The organism is Escherichia sp. MOD1-EC5189 (assembly GCF_002966045.1).
In the GTDB taxonomy this organism is placed as follows: Bacteria; Pseudomonadota; Gammaproteobacteria; order Enterobacterales; family Enterobacteriaceae; genus Escherichia; species Escherichia coli_F.
Genome location: NZ_PTRX01000003.1, coordinates 120,295 through 137,263, shown reverse-complemented (window position 1 = coordinate 137,263; position 16,969 = coordinate 120,295). Strand labels below are relative to the sequence as shown.

Below are 16,969 nucleotides of genomic sequence, written 5' to 3'. Positions count from 1 at the left end.
ATAATGGCCGCTCCGTGCGGCCTTTTGATTAAATAAACCCCAGCAGAGAAAAGAACACATAACCTGCAGCAATACAAATAACCGGCAGGATATACAGCGAGAAAAACTGCAGGAAAATAGTATGGTGCGGCACAACAATACGTGACTCAATTTGTTCACGCGTTAGCCCCTCTTCCCCTTTGGCTTTTTCCAGAATGAGTTGATCTTCAACACCTTCCCGCAAGAAGCGCGCCTGGCGACTCATCCGGGCACCGGAATCCTGCAACGCTAGTCCGACAAAAATCAGGATGAAAATCACCCAGAACATAACGTTCACGCCACCATTAAAATTGGGCGTCGGGGAGTTATACCAGAACAGATTCAAAAAAGGCGTATTCGCCTGCATCATATCGATCATGACATGAGTAAAGTCGAGCATGACCGCATTAATGCCTTCCTGGTTTTCCTGCCGGGTATTCATAAATTTCAGCAAAGAAATCAATGTAGAGATCAATGCAGGTATAAAAATCACCCAACCTAAAATCCTTTTCAAAACAGCAATGCGTCCAGCTTGTTGATACGTCATGAGTTCTCCTTGATTAAGACGCGTCGTTTCACTTAGTTTACCTGTAGATATCTGTTTTCGCCCATTCTTTAAAGGCGATATGATAGGCGCTTAATCATAAGCACGGCTTAATACCTTACACATAATGCTCTAAAGGAGAGGTTGTAATGTCAACCCCGCGTCAGATTCTTGCTGCAATTTTTGATATGGATGGATTACTTATCGACTCAGAACCTTTATGGGATCGGGCCGAACTGGATGTGATGGCAAGCCTGGGGGTGGATATCTCCCGTCGTAACGAGCTGCCGGACACCTTAGGTTTACGCATCGATATGGTGGTCGATCTTTGGTACGCCCGGCAACCCTGGAATGGTCCAAGCCGTCAGGAAGTAGTAGAACGGGTTATTGCTCGTGCCATTTCACTGGTTGAAGAGACACGCCCATTATTGCCAGGCGTGCGTGAAGCCGTTGCGTTATGCAAAGAACAAGGTTTATTGGTGGGACTGGCCTCCGCGTCACCACTACATATGCTGGAAAAAGTGTTGACCATGTTTGACTTACGCGACAGTTTCGATGCCCTCGCCTCGGCTGAAAAATTGCCTTACAGCAAGCCGCATCCGCAAGTATATCTCGACTGCGCAGCAAAACTGGGCGTTGACCCGCTGACCTGCGTAGCGCTGGAAGATTCGGTAAATGGCATGATCGCCTCTAAAGCAGCCCGCATGCGTTCCATCGTCGTTCCTGCGCCAGAAGCGCAAAAAGATCCACGTTTTGTATTAGCAAACGTCAAACTCTCATCGCTGACAGAACTCACCGCAAAAGACCTTCTCGGTTAATAACCAAGGGCAGTTATCACGCTGCCCCTGGTTCTTTATCTGAATTTGCATTCAACTGGCGGATTAATCGTCAATTTAAGAGAAAGAGTTACACCGTCACTACTTCCGTGCACTGTATAAAAACCCTATACTGTACGTATCGACAGTTTAGTGAGTTTTATCATGACGGCGGAAGGTCACCTTCTCTTTTCTATTGCTTGTGCGGTATTTGCCAAAAATGCCGAGCTGACGCCCGTGCTGGCACAGGGTGACTGGTGGCATATTGTCCCTTCCGCAATCCTGACGTGTTTGTTACCGGACATCGATCACCCAAAGTCGTTTCTTGGGCAGCGATTAAAGTGGATATCAAAACCGATCGCCCGCGCTTTTGGGCATCGTGGTTTTACCCACAGTCTGCTGGCGGTATTTGCGCTGCTGGCAACCTTTTACCTTAAGGTTCCTGAAAGCTGGTTCATTCCGGCTGATGCGTTGCAGGGAATGGTACTGGGTTATTTGAGCCACATACTTGCCGATATGCTGACACCCGCCGGTGTTCCCCTGCTCTGGCCATGCCGCTGGCGTTTCCGCTTGCCTATCCTGGTTCCCCAAAAGGGCAACCAACTGGAACGTTTTATCTGCATGGCATTATTTGTCTGGTCGGTATGGATGCCCCATTCATTACCCGAAAACAGCGCTGTTCGTTGGTCATCGCAAATGATCAATACCTTGCAGATCCAGTTTCATCGGCTTATTAAGCATCAGGTTGAATACTAAAAAGGCAAAAATCGCCTTTCTGGAATAAGCAATTCCATTTGAATATAAGAGCCAGCTCACAGTTCTGTTAATCTTGCGCCAACACTATGACTGCTACGCAGTGATAGAAATAATAAGATCAGGAGAACGGGGATGAACTTTCCATTAATTGCGAACATCGTGGTGTTCGTTGTACTGCTGTTTGCGCTGGCTCAGACCCGCCATAAACAGTGGAGTCTGGCGAAAAAAGTGCTGGTGGGTCTGGTGATGGGTGTGGTTTTTGGCCTCGCCCTGCATACCATTTATGGTTCTGACAGCCAGGTACTTAAAGATTCTGTACAGTGGTTTAACATCGTTGGTAACGGCTATGTTCAACTGCTGCAAATGATCGTTATGCCGTTAGTCTTCGCCTCTATTCTGAGCGCGGTTGCCCGTCTGCATAACGCATCACAGTTAGGCAAAATCAGTTTTCTGACCATCGGAACGCTTTTGTTTACCACGCTGATTGCGGCGCTGGTCGGTGTGCTGGTCACCAACCTGTTTGGTTTGACGGCTGAAGGTCTGGTTCAGGGTGGTGCAGAAACTGCACGTTTGAACGCCATCGAAAGTAACTATGTTGGTAAAGTCTCTGACCTGAGCGTTCCGCAGTTGGTCTTGTCCTTTATCCCGAAAAACCCGTTTGCCGATCTGACCGGAGCCAATCCGACGTCAATTATCAGCGTGGTAATTTTTGCCGCATTCCTCGGTGTAGCTGCGCTGAAACTGCTGAAGGATGATGCGCCGAAAGGTGAACGCGTCTTAACCGCTATCGATACCCTGCAAAGCTGGGTGATGAAACTGGTTCGCCTGGTCATGCAGCTGACCCCTTACGGCGTTCTGGCGCTGATGACCAAAGTGGTTGCAGGTTCTAACCTGCAAGACATCATCAAACTGGGTAGTTTCGTTGTCGCGTCCTACCTCGGTCTTCTGATTATGTTTGCAGTGCATGGCCTTCTGCTGGGCATTAATGGCGTGAGCCCGCTGAAGTACTTCCGTAAGGTATGGCCAGTACTGACGTTTGCCTTTACCAGCCGTTCCAGCGCCGCGTCTATCCCGCTTAATGTGGAAGCACAAACGCGTCGTCTGGGTGTACCTGAATCTATCGCCAGTTTCGCCGCCTCTTTCGGTGCGACCATTGGTCAGAACGGCTGTGCCGGTTTGTATCCGGCAATGCTGGCGGTGATGGTTGCGCCTACGGTTGGCATTAACCCGCTGGACCCGATGTGGATTGCGACGCTGGTCGGTATTGTTACCGTTAGTTCCGCAGGCGTTGCCGGTGTCGGTGGTGGCGCAACTTTCGCCGCACTGATTGTGCTGCCTGCGATGGGCCTGCCTGTAACGCTGGTGGCATTGTTAATCTCCGTTGAACCGCTTATCGACATGGGCCGTACGGCGCTAAACGTTAGTGGCTCGATGACCGCTGGCACGCTGACCAGCCAGTGGCTGAAGCAAACCGATAAAGCCATTCTGGATAGCGAAGACGACGCCGAACTGGCACACCGTTAATTCTTATGCTGGCAACGGTCCGTTTTGTATAGGGGCCGTTGCCTTACTTTTTAAATATTCCATCGCGGCGATGCATACTGACTCATATTTAAACAGATCGTCAGCGAAAAAAATGGCTAACTTATCAATACATTCCTGACTCAATGAATGTGCTTGTAGCGAGAAGCTTAAAACCTCATACCCAAGACGTTTTCTAAGTGAACTATCTGAAATACTCATAATCTCTTCAAGCACACCACTTCCCATTCCCGGAAGATTCAGTGGATTAAAAAGAAGATTGACATTAAGCATTGATATTACCGAAGGGAAGTTTAACAAACGTTCATTATTTTGAATTGCAGAAAAAATACTCCCGGCAGGATGTATATAATCTTGATCATAGTAAATGGTTGTCAAATAATAAATCACCAACTTATTTTTTATATTAATCAAATTAGTCATCTTATCTGGGCGAAAGACAAAAGCGAAATCCATTCCGGCAAAACTCTCATTAACACTTCTTATACGAAGTTCACTACCATTGGGATTGTCAATTATAACTTTATATTTAATATTATCTGGCAGAGACGTGTCAAAACTAAGCACTGGTGCTCTGGGTATGGATACGTCATACTTAATATTAGACATAGAGGCAATCATATAATTAAAGTGTGATTCAACGATTTCATCGCTGCCACATTGCCCCGTTGATATAAAGAAAGCGAGTTCTGTCAGGGTCGATTGAAGCTTTCCCTTATAGAGTTCGAATGCCTGATTTTGAATATTCACATTGTAATAATTACTCTGTATTAGACTTGTATAAATCATCTATCACCTCAGTTTATAAACCCTAATCATTACGCATTTTGATTTGAGTAATTGACAATCTAAGTTTAAGAGTAACGTCACAGAATGAACTATCAAAAATAGCTCATCCTGACCAGGATAATTTTGACATTTTAGAACTAATAACCAGTTAAAGAAAAAAGAGCATTTATTTTATAGCAGTAGATCGTTAAATGCAGTTTTTTGTTACAGGTGATTTGAATGAATGTAGCATCGAAATACAGAATTTCAGGCCATGTAACTCCCGGCAAAACCGGGAGGTACGTAATCCTTACTCAGTCACTTCCCCTTCCTGGCGGATCTGATTTGCCCAACGCTGGGCGGATTCAGGCACAGTAAACGCCGGTGAGCGCAGAAATGACTCTCCCATCAGTACAAACGCAACATATTTGCCACGCAGCATCCAGACATCACGAAACGAATCCATCTTTATCGCATGTTCTGGCGGCGCGGGTTCCGTGCGTGGGACATAGCTAATAATCTGGCGGTTTTGCTGGCGGAGCGGTTTCTTCATTACTGGCTTCACTAAACGCATATTAAAAATCAGAAAAACTGTAGTTTAGCCGATTTAGTCCCTGTACGTCCCGCTTTGCGTGTATTTCATAACACCGTTTCCAGAATAGTCTCCGAAGCGGGATCTGGCTGATGGTCTATAGTTAGAGGGTTTTTTGACCAAAACAGCGGCCCTTTCAGTAATACATTAAGGAGACGAGTTCAATGTCGCAACATAACGAAAAGAACCCACATCAGCACCAGTCACCACTACACGATTCCAGCGAAGCGAAACCGGGGATGGACTCACTGGCACCTGAGGACGGTTCCCATCGTCCAGCGGCTGAACCGACGCCACCGGGAGCGCAGCCAACCGCGCCAGGGAGTCTGAAAGCCCCTGATACGCGTAACGAAAAAATCAATTCTCTGGAAGACGTTCGCAAAGGTAGTGAAAATTATGCACTTACCACCAACCAGGGCGTGCGCATCGCCGATGATCAAAACTCACTGCGTGCCGGTAGCCGTGGTCCAACGCTGCTGGAAGATTTTATTCTGCGCGAGAAAATCACCCACTTTGACCATGAGCGCATCCCGGAACGTATTGTTCATGCACGCGGCTCAGCCGCTCACGGTTATTTCCAGCCATACAAAAGTTTAAGCGATATCACCAAAGCGGATTTCCTCTCAGATCCGAACAAAATCACCCCAGTATTTGTACGCTTCTCTACCGTTCAGGGTGGTGCTGGCTCTGCTGATACCGTGCGTGATATCCGTGGCTTTGCCACCAAGTTCTATACTGAAGAGGGTATTTTTGACCTCGTTGGCAATAACACGCCAATCTTCTTTATCCAGGATGCGCATAAATTCCCCGATTTTGTTCATGCGGTAAAACCAGAACCGCACTGGGCAATCCCACAAGGGCAAAGCGCCCACGATACTTTCTGGGATTATGTTTCTCTGCAACCTGAAACTCTGCACAACGTGATGTGGGCGATGTCGGATCGCGGGATCCCGCGCAGTTACCGCACCATGGAAGGCTTCGGTATTCACACCTTCCGCCTGATTAATGCTGAAGGGAAGGCAACGTTCGTACGTTTCCACTGGAAACCACTGGCAGGTAAAGCCTCACTCGTTTGGGATGAAGCACAAAAACTAACCGGACGTGACCCGGACTTCCACCGCCGCGAGTTGTGGGAAGCCATCGAAGCAGGCGATTTTCCGGAATACGAACTGGGCTTCCAGTTGATTCCTGAAGAAGATGAATTCAAGTTTGACTTCGATCTTCTCGATCCAACCAAACTCATCCCGGAAGAACTGGTACCCGTTCAGCGTGTTGGCAAAATGGTGCTCAATCGCAACCCGGATAACTTCTTTGCCGAAAACGAACAGGCGGCTTTCCATCCTGGGCATATTGTCCCCGGTCTGGATTTCACCAACGACCCGCTGTTGCAGGGGCGTTTGTTCTCTTATACCGATACACAAATCAGTCGTCTTGGCGGACCAAATTTCCATGAGATTCCGATTAACCGCCCGACCTGCCCTTACCATAATTTCCAGCGTGACGGCATGCATCGTATGGGGATCGACACTAACCCGGCGAATTACGAACCGAACTCGATCAACGATAACTGGCCGCGCGAAACACCGCCGGGGCCGAAACGTGGCGGTTTTGAATCATACCAGGAACGCGTGGAAGGCAATAAAGTTCGCGAGCGCAGTCCATCGTTTGGCGAATATTATTCCCATCCGCGTCTGTTCTGGCTAAGTCAGACGCCATTCGAGCAGCGCCATGTTGTCGATGGTTTCAGCTTTGAGTTAAGCAAAGTAGTTCGTCCGTATATTCGTGAGCGCGTTGTTGACCAGCTGGCGCATATTGATCTCACTCTGGCCCAGGCGGTGGCGAAAAATCTCGGTATCGAACTGACTGACGACCAGCTGAATATCACCCCGCCTCCGGACGTCAACGGTCTGAAAAAGGATCCATCCTTAAGTCTGTACGCCATTCCTGACGGTGATGTAAAAGGTCGCGTGGTAGCGATTTTGCTTAATGATGAAGTGAGATCGGCAGACCTTCTGGCCATTCTCAAGGCGCTGAAGGCCAAAGGCGTTCATGCCAAACTGCTCTACTCCCGAATGGGTGAAGTGACTGCGGATGACGGTACGGTGCTGCCTATAGCCGCTACATTTGCCGGAGCGCCTTCGCTGACGGTCGATGCGGTTATTGTCCCTTGCGGCAATATCGCGGATATCGCTGACAACGGCGATGCCAACTACTACCTGATGGAAGCCTACAAACACCTTAAACCGATTGCGCTGGCGGGAGACGCGCGCAAGTTTAAAGCAACAATCAAGGTCGCTGACCAGGGTGAAGAAGGGATTGTGGAAGCTGACAGCGCCGATGGTAGTTTTATGGATGAACTGTTAACGCTGATGGCAGCACACCGCGTGTGGTCACGCATTCCTAAGATTGACAAAATCCCGGCGTAAATATGGATAAGGTCACGCCCCCTGGGGAGTGACCTTACCACCTTACTTACACATCAAGATAACTCCCCAACCGATAACCACGCTCAGCAATCGCATATTTCAACGACGCTGAAGTCAGCACATCCAGTTCCGTTAACCGAGGGAAGCAATAAGCACTCTGGCGAATCGTATTATCGATAAACGCCGGGTGGCACATCACTTCCAGAGAGCGCTCGCCGCGATGACTGGAGTCATCAAGCACTTGCAGGAACAGTGTCTCGCTAATCTCTTCACCATAAAACGCGCTACTGAATCCCTGCGAACTGCGCAGATTAGCCGGTAAATCACCAACGTTAGATAGCGGCTGACGGTCGATGCGTAACGCTATCCCCTCTTCAGCCGCAAACCTGGCAACAATCGGGAAAATCTGCGGGAACATATGCACATGATGATGGCTATCAAGATGCGTAGGTTTGCGTCCAAATAGCTCAATGAAACGCAAATACTGACTGGCGAGCTCCTGAGTAATTTCTTCCAGCGGTAAAGCATCTTCTTCTGCCAACTGCCAGATCCATTTTCCCAGCACACCATCGCGGGTTAACCCCGGCATAGCTGTCAGTGCCTTGCCCATAGTAAGGACAAAGTGCATCCCTATGGCCAGACTCGGTTCATCACGACTCAACTGCACTGCATGGTCAATAGCCTGCCCATTCACCAGCGCCGTCGTCGACGTGACAATCCCATTGCGACAGGCCTCGATAATGCCGTAGTTCTGACCTTTGCTTAAGCCAAAATCATCGGCATTAACAATCAGTAAGCGTTCCATAATCAGCCTCGGTTAATGTGCTTTTTTAAGCTCTGCGATGCAGTCGGCAAAATTTGGCAGCCATTTCTCGTGCGCCAGAATCATCTCGCGTGCCAGCAGCTCAGCATCGCGATCGGAATGCACCAACGGACTAAGGTTTAGCGCCAGTAACACATCGTTAAATTCCCCGCTAAGAGCGGCGTTGCTGGCAGCAATCTCGAAGCCTTTGATGGTGTGAATCAGCCCCATCACTTTATCATCGAAATGCGTAATGCGCGGATGTGGCGTCGCGCCATCGCGCCCCAGCGTACAGGTCATTTCTACCGCCCAGTCTGCCGGAATATTATCAATATGCCCATGATGCGGGATATTAACGTAATGTTCTGCTTGCTTGTCGTTGTAGATAGCGTTGATCACTTCGCACGCTGCATCAGAGTAATAAGCCCCACCGCGCTGTTCCAGCTCTTTCGGCTTAACATTCAACTCCGGGTTTTTATATAGCTCAAAAAGTTGTTTCTCGACTTTCTGTACTACCTGCGCACGTGCGCCGCCTTTGTAGTATTCGCCCATTTCAATAGCCAGCATCTCTTTTTGCTTGAAGTAATAAAGCAAATAAGAACACGGCAACAGATTCAGAGAACGAATTAAGCCTTCGCTAAATGGCAGATCGAAAATATTTTTAACGCCAGATGCTTTTAACTGCCCGGATGCCACACCATCAAGCAATTCGGCAAAGCGTGATTTGCCATTTACCAGCACATCCTTAATGAACACCATATGGTTGAGGCCGAACAAATCGATAGATAAATCATCGCTGTCTTTCAGCATCAGAACATCGCAAATAAACATCTTCATGCCGATCGGAATATTACACACGCCGATAAAGCGTTTAAATCCGGTATGACGATAAACGGCTTCAGTGACCATTCCCGCCGGGTTAGTGAAGTTAATCACCCATGCATTCGGACAAAGTTCTTCGACATCTTTTACGATGTCAAAAATCACCGGAATGGTACGCAGACCTTTAAACAAACCGCCCGCGCCGTTAGTTTCCTGACCAAGATAACCATGACTTAATGGAATACGTTCATCCAGTTCGCGCGCCGGTAATTGGCCTACGCGCAGTTGGGTAGTAACGAAATCAGCATCTTTCAATGCTTCGCGGCGATCCAGCGTTTTATAAAGCTTCATCGGGACGCCAGCGTTATCAATCATCCGTTGGCAGAGATCAAAAATAATATCCAGTTTCTCTTTACCATCTTCGACATCCACCAGCCATAATTCGCTGACCGGCAATTCGTGATAACGCTTAATAAATCCTTCCAGTAATTCCGGGGTATAGCTGCTCCCGCCACCAATAGTGACGACTTTTAATATCTGGTTCATAAACTCTCCCTTCAGTACAGAGTACTGATATCTGGCATATCTGCCCCCCCGGACATAAATAATCCAGCAACAGGACAGATATGTGAATTGTCAGGTATAACGACTTACTGATTAAATTCAGTCAATTTCTTACGATAGCTCTTAGGCGTAAAGGACGTTAATTTCTTAAACGTTTTAATAAACAAGCTCGGGCTACTATAACCGGCCTCAAACGCAATATCCGTCACAGAATAGTTGGTCATTTCCAGTTGTTTTTTGGCAAAATTAATACGGATCTCATTAATAATCTGCATTGGTGTTTTGCCATAATATCGTTGAGTCGCTCGCGTCAAATATTCCTGTGATTTGGCTGACAACGTCACCATATTCTCCAGTGCCGATTCACTAAACTGCTCTTTATCATGCATCTTTTCTACCGTACTTTTCAGCCACTGCGGTACATCATCAATCACCTGTTCTTCGCGGTAATGACGCAAACGGTTAATGACATAAAAAGTAACCATCTCAACAAACTCTTCCAGCCCTGTTTCGCGGAAATTCAATGAAGAAATCACGGTTTCCACATAGGTGAGAAAAGCGTTATTGGTCCGGTATACCTGCGAAGCGACAAAGCAATAAGGCAACAACGGCAGGTAATGCTGCTCAAAAAAGCGTTTACTGATCCCAACGTTCAATATGCGCGTGGCACCAAACTCATAAAAACTTTGATGGTGCGAACCTAACGGAATAAAAACAAAATCGCCCCGTTCCAGTAACACGCGCTTACCGTTAATCTCCTGGAAATAACGCCCGGTTAATACCAGAGTAAATTCATAATAGTCGTGCTGATGCAGTCCGCTGATACTCTCAGTTTTGTTGTAGATAAACACATGGAAGTTTTTGCCATTAAACAACTGCTGTTCTCGGGCAGTGGCAATTTCCGGCGCGTTAATCACTGGCTGCATCATCGACTCCTTATGCCTTCAGTTTTTCATGAAGCTCAATTAATTCAGTAATCAGTTCACGCGCAAGCATGGACGTCATTAAATGATCCTGAGCGTGGACCAGCACCAGACTCACTTTCATCTTACCTTCGCCCGCATCGCCTTCAATCAGTTTCGTCTGTACCAGATGCGCTTCATTCAATGCCATCCGTGACTGATCCATCATCGCTTTTGCTGCGGCAAAATCGCCCTGCTTCGCCTGTTTCAGTGCGGCATACGCCAGGCTGCGCGCTTGTCCGGAGTTGATGATAAGCCCCATCACCACTTCTTCCAGCTCTTCAGCTTCTGTTTACGTATCAGGAATATTGTCAAGATCCATCATATATCGTTCCTCATTTATTCCCGGTACAGCGTTACCCGTACCGGTATCGATTAAAATTTCAGGGCATTAGCAATATCTTCTTCACTCTCTTCTTTATCAATCGCGTTTTGTGCTTTGTTAGCCACCACAACAAAGGGCAGATAAATTAACGTTGCGATACCAAGGTTGAAGAGTGCGACCAGCAATGCAGCGACGCTACCGTTGGTGTTAAAGAAGGCTCCCAAACCGGTTGGCATGGTCCACGGTGCAATATTGGTCACCGGAGGAATAATGCCCATGTAGTACGCTGCCAGAGTGATTGCCGCCAGAATCGGTTGTACCAGTACAAACGGGATAAACATCACCGGGTTCATGATAATTGGCAAACCAAACAGAATCGGTTCGTTAATCTGGAAGATGCCGGACGGCAGCGCCAGTTTTGCCACCTGACGATAATCAGCACGGCGAGAAGCGATAAAGATAGCCAGGATCAGACCCAAAGTCGCACCACTGCCACCGAGGAAAATAAAGGAGTCCAGCATCGGCTTGGCCCAGATATGGAAGGTCTTACCGGCTGCCAGCGCCGCTTCGACGGAACCATATTGCTGATAGGTCGCGATATTTTCCAGCGCCCAAGGCGTCATAATGCCGTTGTCCAGTGCGGTCAGCGCCAGCGCACCATGAATACCGAAGAACCAGAGTAGTGGAACAAAGATCACATAGGCCCAGCCCACCACGCTACCCAACGATGCCAGTGGGGTTGAGATGGTATCCATAATGATCTGATGGAAGTTGGTGCCCCAGGTATTCAACGCCCAGGCAATAATCCCCATCACGGAAAGAATAATAAAGCCGGGAATTAATGCCGAGAAGGAACGCGATACTGAAGCAGGTACGCTGTCGGGCAATTTAATGACCCAATTGCGGCGGACAATAAAGGTAAACATTTCTGCCACCACCAGGCCAATAATAATCCCGGAGATGATATTCGCCCCACCTAACCAGTTTGCGCCAACCGCATAGGCCTCACCGACACTATATGGGGTGACGGTCATAAATGCTGCAACGGATAACAACCCAGCCGCCAGCGCATCGACTTTACGCTCTTCTGCCAGCGCCATGCCAATAAAGAACGGTGCCATTAAAGACATTATCCCTAATGTTCCGTTATATACGTTGCCGCCAATACCTTTCAGACCATTAAGTGTTTCAATGGTTGAGGCATCCAGGCGAATACCTAAGGAATAAAAAAACGACCCCTCCCCAAAGCTTAGAAAAACGTTGTTAATTAATACAAACATGGCCCCCGCAAGGGTTAACGGCATTAAGCGAATAAAGCCATTTTTGATTGCATTAACGTGTGGCTGCTTTCCTATTTTAACTGCAAAAGGGAGGAGTACCTTTTCAAGCGATGCAATAACATTACTCATAGAAAAATACCCTTAAAAACCGCAATTTAAATATTGCGGTATTGATTTATGAAATAACTCTTTGACGGGAAAATTTAAAATAAATTAATTTGCTGCGGCTTTTTTAATCGCTGCAACCGCAGCCTTAAGCACGCCTAAACCATCGACTTTGCCATAAAGCAGCGAGTCAATTACTTCAACCGGTTTGTTGGGTAACAAACGCTGGATTTCGGGCAACATATAAGCAATCTGCGGCCCTAATAACACGACATCGGCATTCTGACCTTTTTCACCAGCCAGTGTTTCCGGAAATGCTTCAATAATGACCGGAACTTCATATTTTTCTGCCTGTGCGCGCATTTTTGATACCAGTAAAGAGGTAGACATGCCCGCAGAACAAAACAGATAAATGTGTTTCTTTTCCATAAAACAGCCCTCATCGACGATTATCTGTCAGCCAGACACTCCGCAAGCCTTAACCTGCTTCCATGCTCTGGGTAACTTGCGAAACCAACATGACTTTTTTTGTGGCTGAAAGGAGTATACGGTATAGACCTGAGCAATAGTATTTCTTTGACCTTATAAATTGTCTCTCCTTGACCTGTGGTTATGACCCTCTTCACATTTCGGGCAAATAATTCGCGAAGATAATTAAGAACACAGGCCAAAAAAAACCGGCGCAATGGCCGGTTTCCGTTGTTACTCAAGCTTTCAGGCGAAGTGATTAATTCGCAGCCTGTGGATCAGTGTCGTATTCAGCACAGGTCTGATAACCGGAGTTGATGACATGTCCGGTATCATCTAACGCGACAAAGTAGGTTTCTGCTTTACCATCACGTTGACCCAGGATGTAGGTCTGGCAAGTACCACGAGCATGAATCATGCTCACTTCAGACGAAGGTTTACCCGCAATTTGTGCAACCTGCGCCCGGCTCATGCCTTTTTTGACGTCTTTCACCACAGGCTGTACAAACTGGTCTTTGGTACGATCATAAGCCGTACAACCCGCCAGCATGGTTAATACCGCCGCTGCACTCAGAATTCCTGCCATATTCTTGTTCATATTCCGTCCTCTTGTTTATCAGCGTGTTAGATAAGCCTGGAATACATTGGGCGCTTTTTCAAGCCCGTGAACGAAACGGCTCCGCTTTCAGAGGATTCCTGTATGACGTTTTAACCACCATTCAGCCCGCTGTCGCTTGTCGTTTCAGTAGCAACGGGTTAGCTTTAAGGAAGTTTTGTCTTTTCTGTCTGGAGGGGTTCAATGACATTGCAACAACAAATAATAAAGGCGCTGGGCGCAAAACCGCAGATTAATGCTGAAGAGGAAATTCGTCGTAGTGTCGATTTTCTGAAAAGCTACCTGCAAACTTATCCGTTCATTAAATCACTGGTGCTCGGGATCAGCGGCGGTCAGGACTCCACGCTTGCCGGTAAGCTGTGCCAGATGGCAATTAATGAGCTGCGCCAGGAAACCGGCAACGAATCGCTGCAATTTATTGCCGTACGCCTGCCCTATGGTGTTCAGGCCGACGAACAAGATTGTCAGGATGCCATTGCCTTTATTCAACCGGATCGCGTATTAACCGTTAATATCAAGGGCGCGGTATTGGCCAGCGAACAGGCGCTGCGCGAAGCGGGTATTGAATTAAGTGATTTTGTCCGTGGCAATGAAAAAGCGCGTGAGCGGATGAAAGCACAATATAGCATTGCGGGTATGACCAGCGGTGTCGTGGTGGGCACCGATCATGCAGCAGAAGCCATTACCGGATTCTTCACTAAATATGGTGACGGCGGTACGGACATTAATCCGCTGTATCGCCTCAACAAACGTCAGGGTAAACAGTTACTGGCAGCATTAGATTGCCCGGAACACCTTTATAAGAAAGCCCCAACTGCCGATCTGGAAGATGATCGCCCTTCTCTGCCAGATGAAGTGGCACTCGGCGTGACCTATGACAATATCGACGACTATCTGGAAGGGAAAAACCTACCTGAACAGGTCGCCAGAACAATAGAGAACTGGTATCTGAAAACCGAACATAAACGCCGTCCGCCAATTACCGTTTTCGATGATTTCTGGAAAAAGTAATAATTTGCACATTTGGTTTGTGCGAAAAAGAGTACTTTGTTCACGCCGGATGCGGCGTGAACGTCTTATTCGACCTACAAAACTATGCAAATTCAATACATTGCAGGAGTCGAATAGGCCTGACAGGCGTAGCACGTCTCATGGTGTAACCTTTGTCATCGACCCGCCTCTTTTTTAATCGCTCCCCGCCTGTTACACTGGATAGATAACCAGCACTCGGAGTCAACAGTGGTACGGCGTTTAACTTCTCCGCGGCTCGAATTTGAAGCTGCGGCAATTTATGAATATCCCGAACATTTACGTTCATTCCTTAATGACTTACCCACCCGACCAGGGGTGTATCTGTTTCATGGCGAAAGTGACACCATGCCGCTCTATATCGGCAAAAGCATTAACATCCGCAGCCGCGTCCTTTCTCATTTACGCACCCCTGATGAAGCCGCCATGCTGCGACAATCCCGACGCATCAGCTGGATATGTACCGCCGGTGAAATCGGCGCTCTGCTCCTTGAAGCGCGATTAATCAAAGAGCAGCAGCCGCTATTTAATAAACGCTTGCGCCGCAATCGCCAGCTCTGCGCCCTGCAGCTGAATGAAAAGCGTGTTGATGTGGTGTATGCCAAAGAGGTGGATTTTTCACCAGCCCCCAACCTGTTTGGCCTGTTTGCCAATCGCCGTGCGGCTTTACAAGCATTGCAGACCATCGCTGATGAACAAAAACTTTGTTATGGCCTGTTGGGACTGGAACCGTTAAGCCGCGGTCGTGCATGTTTTCGTTCTGCATTAAAACGTTGCGCTGGAGCGTGTTGCGATAAAGAGAGCCCTGAGGAACATGCGCTACGCTTGCGCCAGGCTCTGGCGCGTTTGCGGGTGGTGTGTTGGCCTTGGCAAGGTGCGGTGGCACTGAAAGAACAGCACCCGGAAATGACTCAATATCATATTATTCAAAACTGGCTGTGGCTGGGGGCGGTTAATTCGCTGGAAGAAGCGACAACGTTAATTCGGACACCCGCGGGGTTTGATCACGACGGTTATAAAATTCTTTGTAAGCCGCTGCTTTCCGGTAACTATGAAATTACTGAACTTGATCCGGCGAATGACCAGCGAGCCAGTTGATTTCACTGAATAACAGTTTACCTTGCGGTTGTAAAAGCCGCAGGGTGTGTTTGCCATCATACCAGCACGCTCCCTGGTCAGTAGTGAGCAGTTTATCGCCCAATTGCCACGCCCCGTTAATGACAAACACTACCCCGCCGCGTGAGCCAAAGGTAGTAAACGTACGTTCGGCAATTCTGACTTTCGCCTTACAGACATCCAGGCGTGTCATGATGTTGAAATCCATCGACATCTGCCCTGCCGTCAGTTTCGCTTTAACCACCTGGTCCGCCGCAAAGGCAAAAGGCTGTAACGGTTTTAAGGTATGTTTAAAGCGGTCTGCACTTTCAAGGAACATCTCGCCGCCTTCCAGCAACGTCACTATCCTTTCCATACCTGGAAACAAAGAAAACTCCCCATTCGCCGCGATGGATGCAATGCTGGCTCGCCAGTAAAAATCACGTTTTGCCGGTGGAAAAGTACAGATTTCGCGGGTTTCACCGGCAGCGTTTCGCCACAGATTCACCGACATTTTACGTATATCAAAGTATTCCATACTCGCTCCCGGCCCGTTCTTTTCATTGTTATCGTTCAGGTAACCGTGGATGGTTATCGGCAACTCGGGTGATTTACGTTAGTGGCGATCAGTTTTTTTTTGCATCTGTTTGAGAACAAAAAAGAAAACCGCCGACCCTGTCCACCGCATTACTGCAAGGTAGTGGACAAGACCGGCGGTCTTAAGTTTTTGGCTGAAAGATTATTCAGCAGTTGCAGGCATTTTACCTTTTGCCGCTGGACGTTCTGTCAGACGCTTCTCAAAATTAGCATTAAATTGCTTTTTCTGTTCCGGCGTCAGGATGTTGTAAATCTTGTTCTGGGTTTCCATGTGCGCCAACATATTGGCTTTGCGCTGTTCTTCCATTTTTGCGATCTGCGCTTCAGCTTTTGCTTTATCGAAGGTATCGCTGGCAATGATGTCATGCATTGCGCGACGTTCTTCCAGCGGCGGACGTTTCATCTGGTCACGCTGGCCTTTCATGATTTCGCGAATCTGCTGTTTCTGCGCGTCGGTCAGGTTCAGGTCTTTGAACATCATGTCCTGATGCGGACCGAACTTGCCTTTGTGGTGCATCATCGGCTTCGCGTCAGCCGGTGCTGCGGTAGTGGTGTCTGCGGCATGGGCCAGGTTAGCCGCGCCAAGAGCCAGGGTAGAGGCAACAAACAGTGCAGTTAATTTACGCATATTCTATATCCTTCCTTTCAGTTATTTATTACGGCTTTCTTAAGTAGCGTGCCGTGTTGACGAGATTAACTTTACTGATTTTAGCGTCAATTAATCAGAGCAACGGTAAAACAATGAAAGTGTAAAAAACACTTTTGCGCCAATTATGGAGAAAAAAAGAAAATTTGATGGAGAGTGATGAGAGAATATTACAACATGATGATTTTGCAGAGATT

At 47.8% G+C, this 16,969-nt stretch carries 17 protein-coding genes and 1 pseudogene; 6 read left to right on the top strand and 12 right to left on the bottom strand.

The genetic code is table 11. The features are described 5' to 3' along the window. Positions 1-28: 28 nt before the first annotated feature. Positions 29-565 (bottom strand): YniB family protein, encoded by a 537-nt coding sequence (locus tag ATB02_RS03655; RefSeq protein ID WP_000222172.1) that lies wholly within the window; start codon positions 563-565, stop codon positions 29-31. A 146-nt stretch (positions 566-711) separates the two neighbouring features. Between ATB02_RS03655 and hxpB the strand changes: the two genes are divergently transcribed. The 3 genes from hxpB to tcyP all read left to right on the top strand — a co-directional run bounded on the left by hxpB (position 712) and on the right by tcyP (position 3,657). After that, on the top strand, positions 712-1,380 hold the full coding sequence (gene hxpB / locus ATB02_RS03650) for a hexitol phosphatase HxpB (RefSeq protein WP_032184353.1): 669 nt from the start codon (positions 712-714) through the stop codon (positions 1,378-1,380). Positions 1,381-1,542: 162 nt separating this feature from the next. After that, positions 1,543-2,133, top strand: coding sequence for a metal-dependent hydrolase (locus tag ATB02_RS03645; protein WP_001295408.1), 591 nt, complete (start codon positions 1,543-1,545; stop codon positions 2,131-2,133). A gap of 132 nt (positions 2,134-2,265) precedes the next feature. Continuing rightward, on the top strand, positions 2,266-3,657 hold the full coding sequence (tcyP, locus tag ATB02_RS03640) for a cystine/sulfocysteine:cation symporter (RefSeq protein WP_001010714.1): 1,392 nt from the start codon (positions 2,266-2,268) through the stop codon (positions 3,655-3,657). Positions 3,658-3,660: 3 nt separating this feature from the next. Here tcyP and ATB02_RS03635 read toward each other — a convergent pair whose 3' ends face one another. Together ATB02_RS03635 and cedA are read right to left on the bottom strand one after the other, a co-directional pair. Then, on the bottom strand, positions 3,661-4,464 hold the full coding sequence (locus ATB02_RS03635) for a hypothetical protein (protein ID WP_032184355.1): 804 nt from the start codon (positions 4,462-4,464) through the stop codon (positions 3,661-3,663). Between the two features lie 289 nt (positions 4,465-4,753). After that, positions 4,754-5,017: a cell division activator CedA gene (gene cedA / locus ATB02_RS03630; protein ID WP_001241561.1), complete on the bottom strand. Its 264-nt coding sequence runs from the start codon at positions 5,015-5,017 to the stop codon at positions 4,754-4,756. Positions 5,018-5,199: 182 nt separating this feature from the next. Here cedA and katE point away from each other — a divergent pair, with 182 nt between their 5' ends. Next, the gene (gene katE, locus ATB02_RS03625) at positions 5,200-7,461 is read left to right on the top strand and encodes a catalase HPII (protein ID WP_000077828.1); all 2,262 of its coding nucleotides are present in this window, start codon (positions 5,200-5,202) and stop codon (positions 7,459-7,461) included. Between the two features lie 46 nt (positions 7,462-7,507). On the opposite strand, the gene chbG is transcribed toward katE, so the two are convergent. The 7 genes and pseudogenes from chbG to osmE form a co-directional block, all read right to left on the bottom strand. After that, positions 7,508-8,266 carry a chitin disaccharide deacetylase gene (gene chbG / locus ATB02_RS03620; protein WP_032184358.1) on the bottom strand — a complete coding sequence of 253 codons (759 nt, stop codon included), beginning with the start codon at positions 8,264-8,266 and terminating at the stop codon, positions 7,508-7,510. A 12-nt stretch (positions 8,267-8,278) separates the two neighbouring features. Next, positions 8,279-9,631 carry a 6-phospho-beta-glucosidase gene (celF, locus tag ATB02_RS03615; RefSeq protein WP_105271096.1) on the bottom strand — a complete coding sequence of 451 codons (1,353 nt, stop codon included), beginning with the start codon at positions 9,629-9,631 and terminating at the stop codon, positions 8,279-8,281. 104 nt (positions 9,632-9,735) lie between these two features. Further along, positions 9,736-10,578, bottom strand: coding sequence for a transcriptional regulator ChbR (gene chbR, locus ATB02_RS03610; RefSeq protein ID WP_000983653.1), 843 nt, complete (start codon positions 10,576-10,578; stop codon positions 9,736-9,738). A gap of 7 nt (positions 10,579-10,585) precedes the next feature. Beyond that, positions 10,586-10,936: pseudogene (gene chbA / locus ATB02_RS03605) on the bottom strand (PTS N,N'-diacetylchitobiose transporter subunit IIA). Between the two features lie 50 nt (positions 10,937-10,986). Continuing rightward, positions 10,987-12,345 (bottom strand): PTS N,N'-diacetylchitobiose transporter subunit IIC, encoded by a 1,359-nt coding sequence (gene chbC / locus ATB02_RS03600; protein ID WP_000073041.1) that lies wholly within the window; start codon positions 12,343-12,345, stop codon positions 10,987-10,989. Between the two features lie 84 nt (positions 12,346-12,429). After that, positions 12,430-12,750, bottom strand: coding sequence for a PTS N,N'-diacetylchitobiose transporter subunit IIB (chbB, locus tag ATB02_RS03595; protein WP_000412169.1), 321 nt, complete (start codon positions 12,748-12,750; stop codon positions 12,430-12,432). Between the two features lie 298 nt (positions 12,751-13,048). Then, complete coding sequence (osmE, locus tag ATB02_RS03585; RefSeq protein WP_105271095.1) at positions 13,049-13,387, bottom strand: osmotically-inducible lipoprotein OsmE; 339 nt, start codon at positions 13,385-13,387, stop codon at positions 13,049-13,051. 201 nt (positions 13,388-13,588) lie between these two features. Between osmE and nadE the strand changes: the two genes are divergently transcribed. Together nadE and cho are read left to right on the top strand one after the other, a co-directional pair. After that, positions 13,589-14,416 (top strand): ammonia-dependent NAD(+) synthetase, encoded by an 828-nt coding sequence (gene nadE / locus ATB02_RS03580; RefSeq protein ID WP_105271094.1) that lies wholly within the window; start codon positions 13,589-13,591, stop codon positions 14,414-14,416. A 228-nt stretch (positions 14,417-14,644) separates the two neighbouring features. Then, positions 14,645-15,532 carry an excinuclease Cho gene (cho, locus tag ATB02_RS03570; RefSeq protein WP_105271093.1) on the top strand — a complete coding sequence of 296 codons (888 nt, stop codon included), beginning with the start codon at positions 14,645-14,647 and terminating at the stop codon, positions 15,530-15,532. Here the strand turns inward: cho and ves are convergent. Both ves and spy read right to left on the bottom strand, forming a co-directional pair. Further along, entirely contained in the window at positions 15,492-16,067 is a 576-nt protein-coding gene (gene ves / locus ATB02_RS03565; protein WP_001354711.1) for an environmental stress-induced protein Ves, read from the bottom strand. The two genes, cho and ves, sit on opposite strands and share 41 nt — an antisense overlap. Before the next feature lie 201 nt (positions 16,068-16,268). Continuing rightward, positions 16,269-16,754 carry an ATP-independent periplasmic protein-refolding chaperone Spy gene (spy, locus tag ATB02_RS03560; RefSeq protein WP_001228981.1) on the bottom strand — a complete coding sequence of 162 codons (486 nt, stop codon included), beginning with the start codon at positions 16,752-16,754 and terminating at the stop codon, positions 16,269-16,271. Positions 16,755-16,969: the final 215 nt, after the last annotated feature.